The following is a 19,136-nucleotide window of genomic DNA, read 5'->3' as shown; positions in this document are numbered from 1 at the left end:
ATATACATCAAAGGAACTGAGTAAATTATGAACGAACAGGATACCCAATCGCCGTCTAATTCAGAAACCACGCATTCCAAGAATGCGGAGGACAAGATTGAAGAACTTCACAAGCTCACTAACCGGCTCGCGAATGAACTCGAACGTTCACGAATCGCACAGTATACGGAATTGCTGAACCGACCGTGGAAGCTGATCGGACTTAATTTGTTGTCTGGCGCCGCAAGGGGCGTGGGGATCGCCATCGGTTTTACTTTTTTTGCAGCAACCATCATTTACGTGTTACAAGTGCTAGGCGCGCTTAATCTCCCCATCGTGGGTGATTACATCGCAGATATTGTACGGATTGTGCAGCGACAGCTGGAATTGAACACTTATTAGGTAATTGTAGGTTTAATACGAGTCGTCTGACTCGATATCCGGTTCTAACAAACCATCACCTTCACGGTTCTCCAGATACTGTCGATATTGCCGATTGCGTACGATGGACACGTCATGACCGTAGATATCGGTTGCGACAAAGCTCTCATATGCCTCAACGCAGCCCTCCACTTCGTCAGTGGCTTCAATCGCCATAACGTCATAACTGTCGATGTCGCGTCCCTCAGCCATGGCCGGCGTGTTGGAGGTGCCCCAACTTTCAACAATCTGCCATGCATCTTCGCCGTCGAAGCCGTTCTGGTCATCACGTTCATCCAGGCTTGTGCGGCCAAAGGCAGGAGCGAGGAACTCTTCCTCGACAGGGCGATTTTCGGAGACAACGGTTTCCGGTTGATGCTTTTTGCAGTATTTGGTGTAAGGAACAGCTTGCATGCGTTCATATGGGATAGGTTGCTGACACACGGCGCAAGTTCCATAATGCCCTTCTTCGATGGAATGCAGAGCAGAATCGATGCGCTCCAGTTGAAATTCATCATGCTCCAGTAGGGAAATATCCTTTTCGCGCTCATACATCTCGGTAGCTACATCACCCGGATGGTTGTCAATCGGTGATAATTCACCTGTCTGCAGCTTCATGGAGTCACCAAGACCATAATGTTCGTTCTGCTCCAGTCTATGTTCAATATCGCTCTTTTCGGTTATCAGTTGGGAACGTAACGATTGCAGTTGTTTGGCAGTGAAATGTGACATCATTTTCCCCTTTCTGTTCCGTATGAACTCCGGATTTTAACTCTGTTGTAGGATGTACCATTTGGTGCTGAATTACAGAAGGGAAATGTTATCGTTTTTGCCATCCAGGCTGCGGCTAACCGCGTCGTGGACGATTTCCAAACAGCTGTGCTACAATGAACAAGTCTGGCGTAAAGCCTGGTATCGTTTGGAAAAGACAAGAACGGAGTGACAAACAAACGTGGTGTATTATATCCTCGCTTTTATCGTATTTTTAGTCGATCAGGGAACGAAGTTCCTAATTGCAACCCGGATGGAACTTAGAGATGAAATTCCGGTGATTGGCAATTTCTTTGTCATCACATCACATCGTAACTCAGGTGCAGCTTTTGGTATTCTACAGGATCAACGCTGGTTCTTTATTGTGGTTACACTAGTTGTCGTGGTGGCTTTGGTTTGGTATTTGCAAAAGGTAAAAGATACTCCGCACAAATTGCTGCCTGTGGCGCTTAGTTTGGTGCTTGGGGGAGCTATTGGTAACTTCCTGGATCGGGCTTTGACCGGAGAAGTTGTCGATTTTATCCAGCTTAATTTTGGTAGCTATACGTTTCCCATTTTCAACATAGCCGACTCAGCGATCTGTATCGGTGTGGTATTGATTATTGTGGAAACGTTGCTTGAAGGACGGCGCGAGAAAGCAGCCGCAAAGGTCGAAGGGAATGAACATCATGAGTAAATCGCAAAATGAAGAACAGACTAACGGAGACACGTCAACGCATGACGATGAACTCTTGAATGGCAATGATCGTATGGAATGGACGGTTGCCGCTGAACATAATAAAGAACGAATTGACAAATATATTACAGAATCCATGGATAACGTATCGCGCTCCCAAGTTCAATTGTGGATCGGAGACGGATTCGTAACAGTGAACGGGGCTAAAGTCAAAGCTAACGCCAAATTATCTGAAGGCGATCTGGTAGAGCTTCTGATCCCTGAACCGACGACTGTAGAGATTATTGCTGAAGATATTCCACTTGAAGTGGTGTATGAAGATAGTGATTTGATTGTTATCAACAAACAGCGTGGCCTTGTTGTACATCCAGCACCAGGACATACGTCAGGAACACTTGTTAATGCACTGATGTATCACTGTAAAGATCTCTCAGGCATTAACGGCGAGCTGCGTCCCGGTATTGTGCATCGGATCGATAAGGACACATCAGGTCTAATTATGGCTGCCAAAAATGATCGTGCTCACGCCTCGCTGGCCGCTCAGCTCAAAGAGCATAGTGTGAATAGACGATATATTGCACTCGTTCATGGGCATCTTAGCCATGATCAGGGTACGATTGATGCACCGATTGGTCGAGATACCAATGATCGCAAAATGTACACCGTTACAGAGCGTAACAGTAAACATGCGGTCACGCATTTTACCGTCACCGAGCGTATCAATGACTACACGTTGTTGGAACTGAAACTGGAGACAGGACGTACCCACCAGATTCGTGTTCACATGAAGTTCATTGGTCATCCGCTTGTTGGAGATCCGACGTATGGTCGTAACAAAGGGATCAAAATGCAGGGACAAGCCCTTCATGCGGCAATTCTCGGTTTTGTACATCCAACGACCGGAGAATACCTTGAATTTACAGCTCCGCTTCCGCAAGATATGGAAGATGTTCTAGCCTCACTGCGTAGCCGCTGACAGCTCGAGAAAGTACAAATGTTCGGATAATTTGTCCATGGTTTTGAACGCGCAAATGCTTCATATTAAAGTGTAGAAATTTGCGTCAAATGAGGAGATGAACAAAATCATGAGTATCGATAAATATCAGGAAACGTACATTCAGACTAATTTTGCCGACCGTATTGGCGGCTCCAACTATGGTAAAGACACCAACATCTATAAATTCGAGAAAATCAAACGTGCCAAAGCTTCGGCTAAAAAAGATTTTCCCAATGTAGAATTGATTGACCTCGGCGTAGGTGAACCAGACGAGATGGCAGATGCAGGCATCGTAGCTGCATTGGCGGAGCAAGCCTCCAAACCCGAAAACCGTGGATACGCGGATAACGGTATTCCTGAATTCAAGGAAGCGGCAGCTGCTTACCTGAAAAATGTATTTAATGTTGAAGGTATCGATGCATCAACTGAAATCGTTCATTCCATCGGCTCCAAGCCAGCTTTGGCGATGATGCCTTCTTGCTTCATCAATCCAGGTGATGTAACAATTATGACGGTGCCAGGGTATCCGGTTATGGGTACACACACCAAATACCTGGGTGGTGAAGTGTTCAACATCCAGTTGACCAAGGAGAACAACTTCCTGCCAGATCTGTCGGCTATTCCAGAAGAGATTGCGAAACGTGCGAAGTTGCTCTATCTGAACTATCCGAATAACCCGACGGGCGCTAGTGCTACCGTAGAGTTCTTTACGGAAGTGGTTGAATGGGCGAAGAAATACAGCGTGGTCGTTGTACATGATGCTCCATACGCAGCACTGACATATGACGGCAAAAAACCGTTCAGCTTCCTGTCTGTACCAGGTGCGAAGGATGTGGGTGTGGAATTGCACTCCCTGTCCAAGTCCTACAACATGACAGGCTGGAGAATTGGTTTTGTTGCAGGTAACCCGCTTGTTGTCAAAGCATTCAGCGACGTGAAAGACAACAATGACTCCGGTCAGTTCATCGCGATCCAAAAGGCTGCTGCTTATGGATTGAACCACCCGGAAATCACGGAAAAAATCGCTGAGAAATATTCCCGTCGTCACGACCTGCTGGTAGCTGCACTGAACGAGCTGGGCTTCCAGGCTGAGAAACCTAAAGGCTCCTTCTTCCTTTATGTTGAAGCTCCAAAAGGTATTGCTGGAGGCCGCCGCTTTGAATCAGGTGAAGACTTCTCCCAGTTCCTGATCCGTGAGAAACTGATCTCTTCGGTGCCTTGGGATGATGCCGGTAACTTTGTTCGTTTCTCCGTTACCTTTGAAGCTAAAGGGGAAGAGGAAGAGAAACGTGTTATCGCTGAAATTAAACGCCGCCTGAGCGACGTGCAATTCGAATTTTAATTGAGTTCACATAATCATAATGATGTAGAGAAAAAAGAGACCGGAAACGGTCTCTTTTTTATGCGAAAAAATATAAATTCTTCCTGTAATCCCTTTACAAAATTATACAAGCAACATATGATTAGATCTTTACGTTATTTATATAAGTCAGAAGTTGCTTTTGAAGGGAGTTATGGAAATTGTTATCATCACGTACCAGTACCGTGTCTACACCTGCTGCAGGGACAGGTAATACCATTTCAGGATTGCTTAAATTATTGAGACCAAAACAATGGACCAAAAATTTGCTGTTGTTTGCCGCGCTGCTTTTTTCATTTGAGGAAATTCGGACTGAGACCATTATATCGACTTTGCTAGGTTTTATTTTATTTAGCCTGGTTGCAGGCTGCGTTTATATTTTAAACGATTATGTAGATCGAGACAGAGATCGTCAGCATCCGATGAAGATGTTCCGTCCCCTTGCTTCTGGACAGGTCAACCCGGCTCACGCCTTGCTGTTCGGAATTCTGTTATTGATTCTTTCCGTCGGGACAGCCTTCGTGATGAACCCGTTATTCGGAGTGTTATGTATTGTTTATTTCCTTTTGAATGTGTCGTACTCATTTGTACTGAAACATCTCGTTATTTTGGATATGATGACCATTGCGGCTGGATTTGTGCTTCGTGCGATTGCGGGCGGTGTGCTGATCCATGTACCATTTACGCCGTGGTTTCTCATTTGTACGATGCTGCTGTCCCTGTTCCTGGCTATCGGCAAACGGAGGAATGAACTTACCCTGCTTGAGGGAAATACCGGTTCGCATCGTAAAGTATTGGATAACTATTCAATTACGTTATTGGATCAGTTCAATACCATTGTCACAACGGCGACCATTATCAGCTATTCGCTCTTCACATTCACATCCGATCGCACCATTCATTTAATGTGGACAATTCCTTTGGTCATATACGGCATGTTCCGTTATTTGTATCTGATTCATATGAAGAACCAAGGTGGTTCGCCTGATCGAGTTCTGTTTGAGGACAAGCCCATCTTGATTACGGTCATTTTGTATGTCATAAGTGTTATTTCGATTTTTGCTATTTTTGAATAAAAGTTAGAGTCTGGAAGGTAGAGGGGGATCAAAGTGAAAAGCACGAAAGTCGCCATCTTTGATATTGATAAAACAATTATACGCAGAGATTCCATGTTTCAGTTTGTACATTACGGCGTTCGGCGTTACCCATGGCAGGTATGGAGATTGCCTGTAATTGCATATCATACCGCGCTGTTCAAGGCAGGTCTAATGTCCGTTGAACGTGTCAAACGTTCCTATTTCAAAAGCATTGAGCGCATGTCCGAAAAAGATCTGGAGCATTTTTTTGATACACGATTGCGTACTGCCATTTTTGCGGAGGCAAGTGTAGAGATGCAGCACCGTAAGGAAGCAGGCTATCATGTATTGCTGGTGACCGCATCTCCGCATGCCTATATGAAATATTTTAAAAACTTTCCCTGGGTGGATCATGTCATTGGTACCGATTTGGTTCGTCACTCGAATGGCTATACCTGTAGGATCGAAGGCAGCAATTGCAAAGGGGATGAGAAGGTTCGCCGAATTCAGGCCTATCTGGATGAGAAAAAAATGGTGATTGATTATGATCAATCCTGCTCCTACTCCGACTCCTTATCCGATCTTCCAGTGATGCAGTTGGTGAGTCAGCGATACTTTATTAACAAGCGCGTGCCAGAGATGGAGGCATTGTCGTGGGGGAGATAAAAGGGCGCCATACAGGCAAGCTGTTAATGCTGGTCTCCGCTTTTCTTACAGCAACGGGCCAATTGTTCTGGAAGTGGGGGCTAACTGAGTGGGTCTATCTGGGCATCGGCTTTCTCTGTTATGGACTGGGTGCCATTTTGATGATCAAGGCTTTTGCTTTGGAAAAGCTGTCTGTAGCCTACCCTTTGATGTGTGCCAGCTATGTGTTTGCGCTGATCTATGGACACTTTTTGCTAGGAGAAGAAATTACGGTGCAGAAGCTGGCCGCTGTTGTGCTGCTTGGAATTGGGGTGACGTTGACCAGTGTTGACCGATAGCTGGATGATTGCTGTGCTAATTGCAATGACCCTGTGTGGAGCGATGGGGGGAGCGGGTTTGAAAGCCTACGCCACCAGCCGCAAAAAGCTGCATGTTCTAATGGGGCTAGGATTCTATGGTACAGGTGCGCTGCTGAACATTGTATTGTTGAAATTCCTTCCCTTAACGGTTGTGCTGCCAGCCAATGCGTTAACGTATGTGTGGACGCTCATTATAGCGCGGTTTGCCTTTAAGGAAACAGTAGGTCCTTTGCGCTGGATAGGTGTCGCTTGTATTATGGGCGGGTTGTGTTTATTGGTTTTCTAGAATAATGAAACTGGATGTGAACGCATGAAATTTTTGGACTACATATTTTATAATCGCAGAACCAATTGGACGGCATTTTGCCTGTTTGCGGGTTTTGCTCTTTTTTACGCTCTCATGAATGGACCTTACGTGACGTACATTGCGAATCACACAGAGCTTCTTGGGTCATACACGCCATTTAGTACGACGCAGTTTCCACTTAATTTATTTAACTTCGATCCTTCCATGTATTACGGAGACAACAGTTCTTCGGTTATTCATCCGTTAATTTCATTTCTAGCGGTCACGCTTGAAGCAGGTGCTCAATTGCTGGGCGGGAATTGGTTCTTTCTTGTCCTGCAGTCCCTTGTGAATGCGGGTTCGGTTGTGCTGGTGTTTCTGTTTTTGAATCAAAAAGATAAACAAAGCACTACACCGATACTTTTCGCTTTATTGTTCGGTTTCAGCTCCTATCTGATGTTTACTGCGTTGATTCCGGATTCCTATCCGTATGTACAGTTTGTTATCCTGTTCTCTGTGCTGTATATGCAATACAACCGTGAACGCAAAGATGTCCGCTACATCCCGAATGCGCTGCTGGCATCCATCAACTTCGGACTGACGTCGACCAACATTGTGCCGTTTGCGGCCGCCATATTTATCAATTTGCGTACGTGGCGTAGCAAGTCTGGTTGGAAAAAGTACATCGGGATTATGGCACTGGCCGTTGCTTTCATCATAGTATTGACAGGGATCCAGTACATCGCGTTTGGAGGTCGCAGTTGGGTCAGCAATTGGTTGCTTGGCATTCAAAATGGGGGGACAAGCTATGCCACTCCATTTCAGTTCGCAGTTCATTGGAAAGCTCTAAGCTTGCTAACGATTAATCCGATGCTGTCACCGAAAGTGCATTTGCTGGACCCGGGCATGGTCGCGTTTGTAACGGATCTGTCCCGTTCCAATCCGATCTATATTCAGCTCACGGGTATTTTTATTCTGCTGCTGGCGCTCACTGGGTTTATCAAGGGCATCCGTGAACGGGAAGTGTGGACTCTTGTGCCATACATTCTGTTTGCATTTTTACTTCATATCGTTGTTGGTTTCGGGCTGGCGGTATTTCAATACGATATGTACCTGTATGCAGGACACTATCTGTTTGCGTTTTTCCTCCTCGGTGGGGGCTTCGTCATCGGTCTTCGTCCGGGGATGGGCAAAAAAGTGCTAATAGGCTTGATCATGCTGTGTATTCTCGTCACTGCAGGGAACAACATCTATCGTCATGTAGAAACTTTAACAACTATTAAACAGTCCTATAATCAGTTGGAACAGGAACGTACAGTGAAATAATCAGACATTTTAATTATCCTATACAACGAGACAAGGCCATTGGATTAACAGTCCAATGGCCTTGTCTTGTTTAGAGTCAAACAAATGATTTAAGCAATAATTTTGGTCTTCTTGGCATTCTCGGCTGAACGTTTGGTGAGACTGCTGAGTGGACGTTTCAAAGCGAGAGCAACGATGAGACTCAGCGCAATGAACATGCACAACCATAGAATATCCTTGATGGCAGTCGACCACAAGATGCCGCCGACCGACTCACGCAGCAGACTGATCGCATACGTGAAGGGCATGAACGGATTCAATGCCTGGAAAAAGGGGGATGTCATGCTGATCGGAAACGTACCGCCGGAGCTGGAGAACTGGAACACCATGAAGATGATCGCGATCCCTTTTCCGATATTCCCAAAAACGGACAGCAGGGTGTACGTTATGGTAACAAATACGGCACTCACCAGCATGGCAAACAGGACAAACCACAGTTTATCTGCGACGTAGGTTCCGAGGATCAAGATATCTCCCAGGCTGACACAGACCGCTTGAAGCAATCCAATGGTCAGAAAAGTGGCGAGACGCCCAAGATACAACTCGTACCCCCTGAACTTGCCCTCTGGATTCTCAGCTTCGGCACGAAGCAGAGAAATCAGCAGCGTTGAGCCGACCCACAAGGACAGCACGCCATAAAATGGTGACATTGCCGATCCATAATTCGGAATTGGGTAAAGCTGTTGTTCCTTGATTTGCACCGGACTTGCAAGGAAAGCACTTTCTTCTTCAATGTCGCCGCGCAAAAGCTTGGCGAGTTCGGCAAACTGGTTATTGCCTTCGACTTCCCTAAGTTTGTCTGCAGCCTTGCTGATGGCACTTTCCAATGCTGGCAGATCATCACGTACAAGCGCGGCAACACGATGTACTCCTTTTTCGACCTCCGGAAGCTGGTTCTGTACAAAATCGGATGCCTTACCTATCTGTTTCTCGGCATTAGGCAGATCGTTCCGAACAAAATCAGCTGCTTCGTTCAACTTGGTCCCCAGCTTGGGCAGATCGTTTCGAATTAATGAAGACACTGTGTTCAAAGCTTGGATAAAGCCTTCACTTTTGTTCGCGAGTGTCTCTGATATCTCATGGATCTTAGATTGTATTTGAGGCAGTTCGCTCTGGATTTTTGTCAATTCAGTCTGCCCAAACGTAATCCCTTCTTTGGCTGATGCAAGAATATCCGCAATATCCGGAATTCGATCCCTTGCTCCCTGTAGTGCATCTGCTGAAGTGGAAAGGATAGACCTCAGCTTATCCGCACCAGCCGCAAGAGCCGGCGATATTTCGCTCTCGTAGGTGTTCATGATATTACCAATGCCGCTGCTAATGTCCTTGGACAGAGCATTTAACTGGGCGATGACGTCTGCGGGCGGAGTTGTATTGCGACGCAGAGCATCACTGATAATCCCAGCCAGGCGGATTTGCAACTGAAGTTTATCTGAAATGGTGTTCAATTGCGTAATTTTATCGGCAAGTGGATGGCTTGGAAGCAAGTTGTCGATTTTGCCCAGTAGTTCTGCCATACTGTCGACGAGTTTTACCGCAATCCCTAAGCGGGCAGCGATCCGGTCCAGATCTTCTGCTGTCGGCAGGTTATTAAGATCCGTATTTTGCAATTGCCCAAATACGTCTGACGCAGCGTTTGCGATTTGTTGCACCAGCAGCAGGTTTTGCCGGATCGCCGGGCCTATAGCCTGAAACGCTTCTTCACTGGAATCTACAAATTGATTCAAGCCTTCGGCCAGCTCAATCCCGTTACCAGCGAGTTGTGATACTTTGTCCAGATCTTGCTCTGCGGCCGTTACGATGGACAGAGCCTTGTCGGTTTTATCGAGGGCCGTTTGGATGACACCTGATACCTGACCAAAGTTTGCATCCACTTCTTGAATACGTTCTACGGCTTTTTGAATATCGGGAATCCGCCCCTGAATAGCCAACACCTCGGAAGCCGCATCATTAATTTGTGGCCAATACTCCTGTACCTTGAGCACATATTGTGTGGCTTCATTGATTTCGGGCAGTTTTTTTTCGATCTCGACGATCTTTTGAGCATCTTTTACAATACCAGGCATGGCTTTTTCCACTTCCAGTACCTTTTGACCTGCAGCTTGTATCGCCGGAAGATTTTTCTCCAGCGTGAAAATGCCATTCTCCATCTTGCGCAAAGTTGGGAGCTGGGCATTGATCTCAACTCCGGCTTCCTTCAATTTGGTTAGAACAGCCTGACTGACGGCTTCAGTGAAATTTTCATTGATTTGTGTTGTTATCGCAGATACACCGGAACCTGTGATTTTTGGAGCGATGGCATTAACCTTCTCATTAACGGTATAGATTACCTCTGGGCGCTCCAGCTTCCCGTCAACGATGCCTGTAATTTTGGATGAAAAGTCCCCGGGAATGAGTAGGCTTGCATAATACTCTCCTGTTTGCACACCACGATCAGCCTCAGCCTGGTCCACAAAAGTCCATCCCAGTTTTTCGTTCTCTTTCAGGCTGGTTACCAGTTCGTCTCCGATATTGACGTTAGTTCCTGCAACAGTTGCACCCTTGTCTTGGGTTGTCACCGCAATTTTGATCCCCTGGGTGTTACTGTACGGGTCCCATACGGATTTCACGTTGACCCAGTCATACACCCCGGGCAGTAAAATAATAGCCACAATTAGAAATATACCTGTGGGAACCTTCAAAATATGCAACCAGTCTGTTTTGTAAACATGCCAAATGTGACGCATAACTTCCTCCTAAATGTAAATAATTGTAGGTCTTATCTTATTTCTATGTCGCATATTTGTAAATCCTTATGTATATCGGCTTTATTACAGCTTCAATGAATTGTTTCATGTTTATAAACTTTACCCATTTCACTGGGTACTAATGCAGAGCCTTCATGTATTCTGTGTTTCTGGACGTTGAACTCTAAAATTAGAAGAGATGGATCATATTAAAAATGCCTTCAAAACTTAAGGCAGATAATACGAAACTCACTGCATGTTCCAAAGGGGAAGGGCTCTGTCTTAACGTTGAATATAGTCAGAGGATTATTTTGGCTGTAAGTTTCTCCGCAATTTCCTATGGATAAATATACAGAATTATTGTATAATTATGAATAACGAATGAAATGTGATGTGTTTGGATGTTTTTCAGCCGAACTGCTGATTCTAAAGGGAATACAGTAGAGGAATTTCGCCTGTGATGTTGAGGTGTTGACAGTGGGTTGTCTTTCTGTCATAATTCATGAAGACAAACGGACATATTGAGTATAGAACCCTGTGAGGTCCTTCAATATGAACGACATGAATAGCACCTTTAAATCAGTCCCGTGAGACTGGCAAGGTAACGTGAACGATACATCGTTTTTTGCTGCGGCAAATGAAGCGATGCATCCCGAGAGTAAACTTTCTTCAGAGCGGTCTGAAGTTCGGAGACTCCTTGCCAATAAACACGGCAAGGAGTCTTTTTTGTTCTCCTCGTCACGGGGCCATGATCTGAAAGGTAAATCCTGAGGAGGCTGAACGCATGAGCACAGAGACACATGTCATTATGGATGAAACCGCGATCCGCCGCGCATTAACACGGATTGCCCATGAGATTTTGGAGAAAAACAAAGGTATTGAGGGCTGTGTACTGATCGGAATTCGAACACGGGGTGTATACCTCGCAGAACGGATCGCCGCCAAGATTGAAGAAATCGAAGGTACACCGATCCCTTGGGGAGAGCTCGATGTGACCCCTTATCGCGATGATCGCTTGGATGAGAATAAAGCGAATCGCAAGGAACTGTTGACGATGACACCTGAATCACTTTTGATTCATAACAAAAAAGTGATTTTGTTCGATGATGTGCTTTATACCGGACGTACGATTCGCGCAGCGATGGATGCCCTGATGGACTGTGGAAGACCACAGAACATTCAGCTGGCGGTTCTCGCAGATCGCGGACACCGGGAACTTCCGATTCGACCTGATTTTATCGGCAAGAATGTGCCGACTTCCAAATCAGAGGAGATCGAGGTTGCGCTCATGGAAACGGACGGACAGGACGAAGTCAAGATCATTCAGGACCGGGGGGAACAGGCATGATGATTACACAACCAGCATTGAAGGACCGGAGCTTGCTTGGCCTTAAGGACCTTAGTCGCGATGAGATCGAATCCATTCTGAACAGAGCAGCACACTGGGAAGCACAGAAGGAGAAACTGGTTCCTGTACTGGAATCCCATTTCGTAGCCAACATGTTCTTCGAGAACAGCACGCGTACTCGCTTCTCATTTGAGATGGCAGAAAAACGTCTGGGTGCACAAGTACTGAACTTCACGGCGGCTGCATCAAGCGTGGAGAAAGGTGAATCCATCTATGATACGGTACGCACACTGGAGTCCATGGGCATTGACGCAGGAGTGATCCGGTTGAAACCTTCGGGTGTTCTGCAACAACTGGCTCAGAAAGTGAATGTTCCACTAGTGAATGCCGGAGACGGGAATAACGAGCACCCTACCCAGGCGCTGCTGGATCTCTACACGATGCGGAAGGCTTTCGGTGAGCTGAAAGGTTTGCGTGTGTCGATCATCGGAGACATCCTGCACAGCCGGGTAGCTCGCTCCAATCTGTGGGCACTGCAAAAGTTTGGTGCGGATGTGCGCTTCTGCGCACCGCAAACGATGCAGGCACCGGAGCTCGCAGAACACGCGCCTTATGTAGGTCTGGAAGAAGCACTCGATGCGGATGTAGTCATGATGCTCCGAGTTCAACTGGAACGTCATAAACATGGCCTGATTACTTCGGCTGAGGATTATCGCGAACACTACGGATTGACGGAAGAACGGGCATCACGCCTGAAACCAAGCACAATCATTATGCACCCTGCTCCTGTGAACCGCAATGTCGAGGTAGATGACGCGGTAGTGGAGAGCGCAGCATCACGGATCTTCCCGCAGATGGCAAACGGTGTTCCAATCCGCATGGCGGTTATGGAACGTGCGATGAAACTGTAACAGGGTCTGGCTGTGGGTCTTAGGCTGACGGGACGGAAGTTCTTATAGAGCAATGTGAGGGTACACGATAAAGAAAATCATCCGACTTGTCTGGCAAGTCGGACAGAACCGAAGCGGAGGGCAATTATGCTACAGATTATAAAGAACGCGAACATCTTGAATCAACAAGGGGAACTTGAACGGAAAACGATCATTATAGATGAAGGAAAAATTCAAAAGATCGCTGGAGTGGAAGACGAAGCGGTATTGAAAGCAGAGCAATCAGCGCATAGCGTAACCGATGCTTCAGGCAAACTGGTCATTCCCGGTTTGATTGATATGCACGTGCATCTGCGTGAACCTGGATTCGAGCATAAAGAGACGATCGAGACGGGTGCCCGTTCGGCAGCGCAAGGTGGGTTTACAACGATTGCCTGCATGCCGAACACAAGACCGGTAACAGACAGCGCGGATGTCGTTAAGTTGGTTTTGGATAAAGCCAAAGAAGCCGACCTGGTTAAAGTACTGCCTTATGCAGCTATTACGAAGAACGAGCTTGGACGTGAACTTACGGATTTTGCTGCTTTGAAAGAAGCAGGTGCGATTGGATTCACGGATGATGGCGTGGGCGTACAAAACGCTCAAATGATGAAAGATGCTATGAGCCTCGCAGCAAGCATGGATATGCCAGTCATCGCTCACTGCGAAGACGACTCATTGGTAGTTGGTGGATATGTGACAGAAGGCGAGTTTTCGAAGCGTCACGGTATCAAAGGTATCCCTAATGAATCTGAGGCCATCCACGTAGGCCGGGATATCCTGCTTGCAGAAGCAACGGGAGTTCACTACCACGTCTGCCACGTAAGTACGGAGCAGTCGGTTCGCTTGATTCGCCTGGCGAAGTCCATCGGTATTAAAGTAACTGCCGAGGTATGTCCTCACCATCTGGTGTTGTCGGATGAAGATATCCCTGGCATGGATGCCAACTGGAAGATGAACCCGCCTCTTCGCTCACCACGCGACGTGCAAGCTTGTATCGAAGGTTTGCTGGACGGAACGCTGGACATGATCGTTACCGATCACGCGCCTCATAGCGAAGAAGAGAAAGCAAAAGGCATGGAGCTGGCACCGTTCGGTATCGTTGGATTCGAGACAGCTTTCCCGCTGCTGTACACGAAGTTTGTGGAAACAGGGCTTTGGAGCCTGGACTTCCTCGTTAAACGCATGACAGCTGATCCGGCACGGGTATTCCGACTGGATACTGGCAAGCTGGAAGAGGGTGCACCTGCGGACATCACGATGATTGACCTGAACCAGGAACAAGCAGTTGATCCTGCAACTTTTGCTACCAAAGGAAGAAACACACCATTCACAGGCTGGAAGCTAAAAGGATGGCCGGTACAGACATGGGTGGACGGCAAAAGCGTGTGGAATAACACGGTACAACAATAAATCGCTACACAAATGAATCATTAACTCTTTAATTCAATAACATCTTTACAACTAACTCGAGGCAGACCAATGCCGAGAGTCCAATATACGAAACAAAGAAAAGTTGAATAATGCTTTTGAACATGGACACCAACGTAACTGCGGAGTGGGCAGAAAGAACCCGAAGAAGCAAAGCGTTCGCCTTTATCACCGGATTACTCCATTTGAAGAATGGGATCAAAGTAATCCGGGGATAACAGCGATCAAAGGGTTTTCTGCCCACGGAGCCGCACCAAACGTAACGTCCCCCATGTTCAACTCAAAGTATTCAACTTTGATAAACACAGAGGAGTGAAATGGGATGCAGGCACAGGCAAGATTATTGTTGGAAGACGGCACACTGTTCACCGGGAAAGCATTCGGTGCTGAAGGTGAAACAACTGGTGAGGTCGTTTTTAATACGGGAATTACAGGCTATCAAGAGGTGCTTTCGGATCCTTCTTATTGCGGTCAAATCGTAACCATGACGTACCCACTGATTGGTAACTACGGCATTACGCGGGACGACTTCGAGTCGATTCGTCCGTTCGTACACGGTTTTGTGGTACGCCGTCATGAGCCGACACCAAGTAACTGGCGTGCGGAATACAGCGTAGACGATTTGCTTAAAGAGTATGGCATCGTTGGGATCAGCGAGATTGATACACGGATGCTGACTCGCCGGATTCGTCACCACGGCACAATGAAAGGAATTCTCACAACAGGATCGAAACCTGTGGAAGAGTTACTGGAGATGATGGGAGACACCAGCATCGCTGAGCTGCGTAACCAGGTTCCTATGACTTCTACTCAACATGTCTACAACAGCCCGGGAACGGCTGAACGTATTGTATTGGTTGACTACGGTGCAAAAACAGGAATTTTGCGTGAACTCAGCAAACGCAACTGTGACGTTGTTGTAGTTCCGCATGATGTAACAGCGGACGAAATTCGCCGCATGAACCCGGATGGCATTCAGCTGTCCAACGGCCCTGGGGACCCGAAAGACGTACCTCACGCGGTTAAAATGATCAGTGAACTGCTCGGCGAATATCCGATCTTCGGAATCTGCCTGGGTCACCAACTGTTTGCACTTGCGGCAGGAGCCGATACAGAGAAACTCAAGTTTGGACACCGCGGCGGAAACCACCCGGTCAAAGAACTGGAGAGCGGACGTTGCTTCATCACATCTCAGAACCACGGTTACACCGTAAACGAAGAATCTGTGAAAAATACAGAGCTTGAAGTGACACATATCAACAATAACGATAAGACCATTGAAGGTCTGAAACATAAAACATTCCCGGCGTTTTCCGTTCAGTATCACCCGGAAGCAGCTCCAGGACCGTATGATAACAGCTATCTGTTCGACCGCTTCATCGAGATGATTCGGGAGCACAAGATTACTCACCCGCAACAGCCGCGTCAAGCCGTACTGGCAGCCGCAGTGAAAGGAGCACAATAACATGCCGATTAACAAAGATCTCAAAAAAATCCTGGTGATTGGTTCAGGTCCAATCGTCATCGGTCAAGCGGCCGAGTTCGACTATGCCGGTACACAAGCATGCCAGGCACTGAAAGAAGAAGGCGTGGAAGTTGTACTCATCAACAGCAACCCGGCTACGATTATGACGGATACCAACATGGCTGACAAAGTGTACATTGAGCCGATTACACTGGATTTTGTAACGCAAATCATTCGTCAGGAACGTCCAGACGGTTTGCTGCCAACCCTTGGCGGTCAAACGGGTCTGAACATGGCTGTGGAACTGGCACGTGCTGGCGTCCTTGAGCGTGAGAATGTCAAACTGCTCGGAACACAACTCACATCCATTGAGAAAGCGGAAGACCGTGATTTGTTCCGTGATCTGATGCGCGAACTGGAGCAGCCTGTGCCTGAGAGTGTAATCGTAACAACACTTGAGGAATCACTTGATTTTGCGAATGAGATTGGTTATCCAATCATCGTCCGTCCAGCATACACGCTTGGCGGAACAGGCGGCGGGATCTGTGCGAACGAAGAAGAACTACGTGAAACCGTAGCAGCAGGAATTCGTTACAGCCCGATCGGGCAATGTCTGGTGGAGAAAAGCATTGCTGGCATGAAAGAAGTCGAGTATGAGGTTATGCGGGACAAAAACGATAACTGTATCGTAGTCTGCAACATGGAAAACTTTGACCCGGTAGGTGTTCATACAGGTGATAGTATCGTTGTGGCGCCAAGCCAGACGTTGTCTGACCGTGAATATCAAATGCTGCGCTCAGCTTCCCTGAAAATCATCCGTGCCCTCAACATCGAAGGTGGATGTAACGTACAGTTTGCGCTTGATCCGCACAGCTTCCAATACTATGTTATCGAAGTTAACCCACGGGTAAGCCGTTCTTCGGCACTAGCTTCCAAAGCAACGGGCTATCCGATTGCTAAGATGGCTGCCAAAATTGCCATGGGTTACACACTGGACGAAATCGTGAACCCGGTAACGGGCCAAACATATGCATGCTTTGAGCCAACACTGGACTATATCGTGAGCAAAATCCCACGCTGGCCGTTCGACAAGTTCATCTCGGCGAACCGCAAACTGGGTACACAGATGAAAGCGACAGGCGAAGTTATGGCGATTGGCCGTACATTCGAAGAGTCGTTTCATAAAGCTGTTCGTTCCCTGGAAATCGGCGTACACCGTCTGTATCTGAAAGATGCCGAAACACTTGATGAAGCAACGCTGAACGAGCGTTTGGTCAAAGCCGACGATGAGCGTATCTTCCTGATCGCTGAAGCATTCCGCAGAGGTTATACATTGCAACAGCTTCAAGATCTGACGAAGATTGACTGGTGGTTCCTGGATAAACTCGAAGGGCTGATTAGCTTCGAAGATCGCATTCGCGAGGAATCCGAATTGTCCTCCGAAACCTTATATCAAGCGAAGCGTCTTGGCTTCACAGACCGTGCCATTGCTGAGCTGCGTGCTGAAGGTCAACCAGGAGGTACGCTAACGAAAGAAGCTGAAATCAGAGCACGCCGTGAAGAGGAAAACCTTCGCCCAGTCTACAAAATGGTAGATACGTGCGCAGCTGAATTTGAAGCAACAACGCCATATTACTACTCTACTTACGAAACTGAGAATGAAGTCATTCCTTCAGATAAGAAAAAAGTAGTCGTACTTGGTTCTGGTCCAATCCGGATCGGTCAAGGGATTGAGTTTGACTACTCAACAGTACACGCGGTATGGGCTCTGCAAAAAGCAGGCTATGAAGCAGTTATCATCAATAACAACCCGGAGACGGTGTCTACGGACTTTAATACATCGGATCGCTTGTACTTTGAACCCCTGTTCTTCGAAGATGTAATGAACGTTATCGAACAGGAACAGCCAGTAGGTGTTATCGTACAGTTTGGTGGTCAAACGGCAATCAACCTGGCAGCACCACTACGTGCCGCTGGTGTAACGATTCTCGGAACAGATCTGGAAAACATTGATGAGGCAGAGGATCGCAAGAAGTTTGAGCGTTTGCTCTCCCGTCTGGAAATTGCACAACCAAAAGGTAAAACGGTCATTTCGGTAGATGATGCGGTTGAAACGGCTCAAAGTCTGGGTTACCCGGTACTGGTTCGTCCTTCCTATGTACTCGGCGGTCGTGCGATGGAGATTGTATACTCCGATGCTGAATTGCTGACATATATGGAACAGGCGGTTAAAATCAATCCGGAGCATCCGGTCCTGATCGACCGTTACATGATGGGTAAAGAGGTTGAGGTTGACGCGATCTGTGATGGTGAAACGGTATTGATTCCGGGTATCATGGAGCATATCGAGCGCGCAGGGGTTCACTCCGGTGACTCTATCGCGGTCTATCCGCCACAGCACCTGTCCCAGGATCTCAAAGAGAAAATTGTAGAGATTACAATCAAGATTGCAAAAGAACTGAAAACGATCGGTTTGGTTAACATCCAGTTTGTTATCCATAAGGGTCAAGTGTACATCATCGAGGTGAACCCGCGTTCATCCCGTACAGTACCTTTCCTGAGCAAAGTAACCAACATTCCGATGGCGAACCTGGCAACACAAGCCATTCTGGGCGTGAAGCTGAAAGACCTCGGTTATGTCGATGGTCTATGGCCTGAGTCGGATCATGTTTCCGTAAAAGTTCCGGTCTTCTCCTTCGCGAAGCTGCGTCGTGTGGAACCAACGCTTGGACCTGAGATGAAATCCACAGGTGAGGTTATGGGTCGTGACCCGAATTACGCTAAAGCGTTGTTCAAAGGTCTTATCGGTGCAGGCATGAAGATCCCGGCCACCGGAGCAATCGTGGTAACGGTAGCGGATAAAGACAAAGAGGAAGCTGTTCCACTGCTTGAAGGTTTCTATAGACTGGGATACAAAATCATGGCTACCGGAGGTACGGCGGCTGCGCTTGAAGCAGCGAACATTCCGGTGACGACGGTGAACAAATTAAGTGAAGGTTCGCCGAACATTCTCGATATGATTCGTAGCGGCGAAGCAAACTTTGTGTTCAACACGCTGACCAAAGGCAAAACCCCGCAGCGTGACGGATTCCGTATTCGTCGTGAGGCGGTAGAGAACGGCATTGTATGTATGACTTCACTGGATACGATCCGTGCCCTGTTGATCATGCTGCAAACGATCAACTTTTCCTCTGAGGCTATGCCAGCTCTTGTACAATAAATAAGACGATTTGTCACTGATCAAGGACATCAGTCAGCCTTCGGGCTGGCGGGATGTCCTTTATATCGGGCAAAAACGGAAAA

Annotated in this window: 16 protein-coding genes; 14 read left to right on the top strand and 2 right to left on the bottom strand. The window is 47.2% G+C overall.

Translation table 11 applies throughout. The features are described 5' to 3' along the window. Window positions 1-27 precede the first annotated feature (27 nt). A complete protein-coding gene (locus tag ACDJ58_RS20355) occupies window positions 28-381 on the top strand; it encodes a DUF5665 domain-containing protein (RefSeq protein ID WP_413372633.1) in 354 nt (117 codons plus the stop codon). A gap of 12 nt (window positions 382-393) precedes the next feature. On the opposite strand, the gene ACDJ58_RS20350 is transcribed toward ACDJ58_RS20355, so the two are convergent. Next, a complete protein-coding gene (locus ACDJ58_RS20350; protein WP_413379759.1) occupies window positions 394-1,131 on the bottom strand; it encodes a TraR/DksA C4-type zinc finger protein in 738 nt (245 codons plus the stop codon). A 220-nt stretch (window positions 1,132-1,351) separates the two neighbouring features. Between ACDJ58_RS20350 and lspA the strand changes: the two genes are divergently transcribed. From lspA to ACDJ58_RS20310, 8 genes are all read left to right on the top strand, one after another. Continuing rightward, entirely contained in the window at window positions 1,352-1,846 is a 495-nt protein-coding gene (gene lspA, locus ACDJ58_RS20345) for a signal peptidase II (protein WP_024628399.1), read from the top strand. Then, window positions 1,839-2,822, top strand: a complete 984-nt coding sequence (locus ACDJ58_RS20340) for an RluA family pseudouridine synthase (RefSeq protein WP_413372631.1) — start codon at window positions 1,839-1,841, stop codon at window positions 2,820-2,822. Before lspA ends, ACDJ58_RS20340 begins: the two co-directional genes overlap by 8 nt. Before the next feature lie 109 nt (window positions 2,823-2,931). Then, complete coding sequence (locus ACDJ58_RS20335) at window positions 2,932-4,185, top strand: LL-diaminopimelate aminotransferase (protein WP_413372630.1); 1,254 nt, start codon at window positions 2,932-2,934, stop codon at window positions 4,183-4,185. Window positions 4,186-4,364: 179 nt separating this feature from the next. After that, window positions 4,365-5,279, top strand: a complete 915-nt coding sequence (locus ACDJ58_RS20330) for a decaprenyl-phosphate phosphoribosyltransferase (RefSeq protein WP_413372628.1) — start codon at window positions 4,365-4,367, stop codon at window positions 5,277-5,279. 33 nt (window positions 5,280-5,312) lie between these two features. Then, window positions 5,313-5,945, top strand: a complete 633-nt coding sequence (locus tag ACDJ58_RS20325) for an HAD-IB family hydrolase (protein ID WP_413372626.1) — start codon at window positions 5,313-5,315, stop codon at window positions 5,943-5,945. A 26-nt stretch (window positions 5,946-5,971) separates the two neighbouring features. Further along, window positions 5,972-6,262, top strand: a complete 291-nt coding sequence (locus tag ACDJ58_RS20320; RefSeq protein ID WP_413379757.1) for an EamA family transporter — start codon at window positions 5,972-5,974, stop codon at window positions 6,260-6,262. Continuing rightward, complete coding sequence (locus ACDJ58_RS20315) at window positions 6,249-6,569, top strand: EamA family transporter (RefSeq protein ID WP_413372625.1); 321 nt, start codon at window positions 6,249-6,251, stop codon at window positions 6,567-6,569. Before ACDJ58_RS20320 ends, ACDJ58_RS20315 begins: the two co-directional genes overlap by 14 nt. Window positions 6,570-6,593: 24 nt before the next feature. After that, the gene (locus ACDJ58_RS20310; RefSeq protein ID WP_413372624.1) at window positions 6,594-7,895 is read left to right on the top strand and encodes a DUF6080 domain-containing protein; all 1,302 of its coding nucleotides are present in this window, start codon (window positions 6,594-6,596) and stop codon (window positions 7,893-7,895) included. Between the two features lie 89 nt (window positions 7,896-7,984). On the opposite strand, the gene ACDJ58_RS20305 is transcribed toward ACDJ58_RS20310, so the two are convergent. Further along, window positions 7,985-10,660 carry a YhgE/Pip family protein gene (locus tag ACDJ58_RS20305; protein ID WP_413372622.1) on the bottom strand — a complete coding sequence of 892 codons (2,676 nt, stop codon included), beginning with the start codon at window positions 10,658-10,660 and terminating at the stop codon, window positions 7,985-7,987. 784 nt (window positions 10,661-11,444) lie between these two features. Here ACDJ58_RS20305 and pyrR point away from each other — a divergent pair. From pyrR to carB, 5 genes are all read left to right on the top strand, one after another. Further along, a complete protein-coding gene (gene pyrR, locus ACDJ58_RS20300; RefSeq protein WP_413372621.1) occupies window positions 11,445-12,008 on the top strand; it encodes a bifunctional pyr operon transcriptional regulator/uracil phosphoribosyltransferase PyrR in 564 nt (187 codons plus the stop codon). Further along, window positions 12,008-12,919, top strand: a complete 912-nt coding sequence (locus ACDJ58_RS20295) for an aspartate carbamoyltransferase catalytic subunit (protein ID WP_413379755.1) — start codon at window positions 12,008-12,010, stop codon at window positions 12,917-12,919. Before pyrR ends, ACDJ58_RS20295 begins: the two co-directional genes overlap by 1 nt. Before the next feature lie 126 nt (window positions 12,920-13,045). Then, window positions 13,046-14,350 (top strand): dihydroorotase, encoded by a 1,305-nt coding sequence (locus tag ACDJ58_RS20290; protein WP_413372620.1) that lies wholly within the window; start codon window positions 13,046-13,048, stop codon window positions 14,348-14,350. A gap of 340 nt (window positions 14,351-14,690) precedes the next feature. Then, the gene (carA, locus tag ACDJ58_RS20285; protein ID WP_053784194.1) at window positions 14,691-15,833 is read left to right on the top strand and encodes a glutamine-hydrolyzing carbamoyl-phosphate synthase small subunit; all 1,143 of its coding nucleotides are present in this window, start codon (window positions 14,691-14,693) and stop codon (window positions 15,831-15,833) included. 1 nt (window position 15,834) lies between these two features. Further along, window positions 15,835-19,053, top strand: a complete 3,219-nt coding sequence (carB, locus tag ACDJ58_RS20280) for a carbamoyl-phosphate synthase large subunit (protein WP_413372618.1) — start codon at window positions 15,835-15,837, stop codon at window positions 19,051-19,053. Window positions 19,054-19,136: the final 83 nt, after the last annotated feature.

The organism is Paenibacillus taichungensis (assembly GCF_047302525.1).
GTDB classification, from domain to species: domain Bacteria; phylum Bacillota; class Bacilli; order Paenibacillales; family Paenibacillaceae; genus Paenibacillus; species Paenibacillus taichungensis_B.
This window is presented reverse-complemented; position numbering and strand designations above follow the sequence as displayed.

Excerpts from the sequence above, each read along its gene's own strand:
- ACDJ58_RS20355 (WP_413372633.1), top strand. The coding sequence starts at position 28 with ATGAACGAACAGGATACCCAATCGCCGTCTAATTCAGAAACCACGCAT.
- ACDJ58_RS20350 (WP_413379759.1), bottom strand. The coding sequence starts at position 1,131 with ATGTCACATTTCACTGCCAAACAACTGCAATCGTTACGTTCCCAACTG.
- ACDJ58_RS20340 (WP_413372631.1), top strand. The coding sequence starts at position 1,839 with ATGAGTAAATCGCAAAATGAAGAACAGACTAACGGAGACACGTCAACG.
- ACDJ58_RS20335 (WP_413372630.1), top strand. The coding sequence starts at position 2,932 with ATGAGTATCGATAAATATCAGGAAACGTACATTCAGACTAATTTTGCC.
- ACDJ58_RS20320 (WP_413379757.1), top strand. The coding sequence starts at position 5,972 with ATGCTGGTCTCCGCTTTTCTTACAGCAACGGGCCAATTGTTCTGGAAG.
- ACDJ58_RS20310 (WP_413372624.1), top strand. The coding sequence starts at position 6,594 with ATGAAATTTTTGGACTACATATTTTATAATCGCAGAACCAATTGGACG.
- ACDJ58_RS20305 (WP_413372622.1), bottom strand. The coding sequence starts at position 10,660 with ATGCGTCACATTTGGCATGTTTACAAAACAGACTGGTTGCATATTTTG.
- pyrR (WP_413372621.1), top strand. The coding sequence starts at position 11,445 with ATGAGCACAGAGACACATGTCATTATGGATGAAACCGCGATCCGCCGC.
- ACDJ58_RS20295 (WP_413379755.1), top strand. The coding sequence starts at position 12,008 with ATGATTACACAACCAGCATTGAAGGACCGGAGCTTGCTTGGCCTTAAG.
- ACDJ58_RS20290 (WP_413372620.1), top strand. The coding sequence starts at position 13,046 with ATGCTACAGATTATAAAGAACGCGAACATCTTGAATCAACAAGGGGAA.
- carA (WP_053784194.1), top strand. The coding sequence starts at position 14,691 with ATGCAGGCACAGGCAAGATTATTGTTGGAAGACGGCACACTGTTCACC.
- carB (WP_413372618.1), top strand. The coding sequence starts at position 15,835 with ATGCCGATTAACAAAGATCTCAAAAAAATCCTGGTGATTGGTTCAGGT.